Consider the following 2,132-nt stretch of genomic DNA (forward strand, 5'->3'; position numbering starts at 1 on the left):
CGCCGGGCGGCGACGACCCGGGGAGTCCTGTGCGTGTACAGGCCGTCCCCGGGTCGGTGTCGCCGCGTGCTCAGGCCGACTTCTTCGCGTCGGTGGGCAGGTTCTCCTTCGCCACGGTGGCGAGGGAGGCGAACGCCTCGGCGTCGTTCACCGCCAGCTCGGCGAGGATCTTGCGGTCGACCTCCACCTCGGCGGCCTTGAGGCCCTGGATGAAGCGGTTGTAGGTCAGACCGTTCTGCCGGGCCGCCGCGTTGATGCGGGTGATCCAGAGCTGCCGGAAGTCACCCTTGCGGGCCCGGCGGTCCCGGTAGGAGTACTGGAACGAGTGGAGCGTCTGCTCCTTGGCCTTGCGGTACAGCCGCGAGCGCTGGCCGCGGTAGCCGCTGGCCATGTCGAGTGTTTCGCGGCGCTTCTTCTTGGCGTTGACCGCCCGCTTGACGCGTGCCACGGGTCCATCCTGTCGGGTCGGGGGGCGCGAGGGCGCCCCGGTGTCTTAACGGCGGGGGAGCCTGCTCAGCGGCCGAGCAGCCGGTTGACGCGGGGCACGTCCCGGTCCGCGACCTCGGTGGTGCCTTCGAGCCTGCGGGTGACCCGGCTCGACTTCTTCTCCAGCAGGTGCCTGCGGCCGGCCCGCTCCCGGCGGAGCTTGCCGCTGCCCGTCACGCGGACGCGCTTCTTCATCCCGCTGTGGGACTTGTTCTTCGGCATTGTTCCCTCTTTCCAGAGACGGCAGCACACCGGTGGCCGGTGTGCTGCTGCGTTGTCGGCGACCACGGGGTCGGCGACCACGGGCGGACACGACGGCCCGCCCCGTCGGGCGGCCCCCGGGGACGTCACCGGGGGCCGGACGTCACGACTCGGCCTTGTCCGAGTCCTTCGTCGCCTTCGCCTTCGCCTTCGCGTTCTTGTGCGGCGCCAGCACCATGATCATGTTGCGGCCGTCCTGCTTCGGCGACGACTCGATGAAGCCCAGCTCGGACACGTCGTCGGCGAGGCGCTCCAACAGCCGGAATCCCAGCTCCGGCCGGGACTGCTCACGACCACGGAACATGATCGTCACCTTGACCTTGTTCCCGCCCTCGAGGAAGCGGGACACGTGCCCCTTCTTCGTCTCGTAGTCGTGCGGGTCGATCTTGGGACGGAGCTTCTGTTCCTTGATGACGGTGGCCTGCTGGTTGCGGCGGGACTCACGGGCCTTCTGGGCACTCTCGTACTTGTACTTGCCGTAGTCCATGAGCTTCGCCACGGGCGGGCGTGCCTGCGGGGCGACCTCGACGAGATCGAGGTCGGCCTCCTGAGCGAGCCGCAGCGCGTCCTCGATGCGGACGATGCCGACCTGCTCACCGTTCGGTCCCACGAGGCGGACCTCGGGAACACGGATGCGCTCGTTGATGCGCGTCTCGGAGCTGATGGGGCCTCCTTGGTCCAAGTGTCGGTTGTTGTGCTGTCTCGACCTGGTGCCCACATACCGCGGGCCCCGGCACCGGTACCTGTGCTACCCGTGTGCGGGGCCCTCAATCCGATCAACATCCGGCGACGCCGGATGCGCTCCGCGATCCTCGTGGCGGCCGTGCCGCCTGCGCATCGCGTGACCGGACCCGGACGCCTCGACGGCGACACGGGTGGGAGCGGGGCTCCACTTGCGGCCCCCGATTGCCCGGGAGCTGGTCGCACGTGGAATCGTACCAGATGTGCAAGACGACTCATCCAACGCTTTCGACCCCGGCGATGTTCCGCTCGATTCGCGGGAGCTGCGCGACATTCCCAGCGTCGAGGTGATCAGCCGGGCGGCCGTGATGCTGCTGTCCGCGGGCGCGGAACGGCTCGGGCTCGCCGAGACCGACCCCGACTCCAGCCCGCACCGGGACCTCGACGAGGCGCGCAGGCTGATCACCGCCCTGGCGGGCCTGGTGACCGCCTCCGGCGAGTACCTGGGCCTGCACGCGGGACCGCTGCGGGACGGGCTCCAGTCCCTGCAGAAGGCGTTCCGCGAGGCTTCGGCCGTGCCCGACCCGCCCGGCCAGGGACCCGGCGAGAAGTACACCGGCCCCGTGTACTGACCCGAGGCCGGACCGTGCACGCGCGGCGCCGCACCGTCCGTTGGCCGCACGGCGCCGCGCCGCACGGTGCCG

The 2,132-nt window shown here is 70.3% G+C and carries 4 protein-coding genes; 1 reads left to right on the forward strand and 3 read right to left on the reverse strand.

The annotated features are described in order from the left end of the window. Positions 1 to 70: 70 nt before the first annotated feature. The 3 genes from rplT to infC all read right to left on the reverse strand — a co-directional run bounded on the left by rplT (position 71) and on the right by infC (position 1,429). Entirely contained in the window at positions 71 to 448 is a 378-nt protein-coding gene (gene rplT, locus ACTIR_RS0100100; RefSeq protein WP_007027395.1) for a 50S ribosomal protein L20, read from the reverse strand. A gap of 65 nt (positions 449 to 513) precedes the next feature. Then, a complete protein-coding gene (gene rpmI, locus ACTIR_RS0100105; RefSeq protein ID WP_007027394.1) occupies positions 514 to 708 on the reverse strand; it encodes a 50S ribosomal protein L35 in 195 nt (64 codons plus the stop codon). Positions 709 to 850: 142 nt separating this feature from the next. Further along, positions 851 to 1,429 (reverse strand): translation initiation factor IF-3, encoded by a 579-nt coding sequence (gene infC, locus ACTIR_RS0100110; RefSeq protein WP_083935769.1) that lies wholly within the window; start codon positions 1,427 to 1,429, stop codon positions 851 to 853. A gap of 262 nt (positions 1,430 to 1,691) precedes the next feature. On the opposite strand from infC, the gene ACTIR_RS0100115 reads away from it, so the two are divergent. Further along, the gene (locus ACTIR_RS0100115) at positions 1,692 to 2,060 is read left to right on the forward strand and encodes a DUF1844 domain-containing protein (protein ID WP_007027392.1); all 369 of its coding nucleotides are present in this window, start codon (positions 1,692 to 1,694) and stop codon (positions 2,058 to 2,060) included. Positions 2,061 to 2,132 lie beyond the last annotated feature (72 nt).

It is taken from the genome of Saccharomonospora iraqiensis subsp. iraqiensis, from assembly GCF_000430445.1.
GTDB lineage: Bacteria > Actinomycetota > Actinomycetes > Mycobacteriales > Pseudonocardiaceae > Saccharomonospora > Saccharomonospora iraqiensis.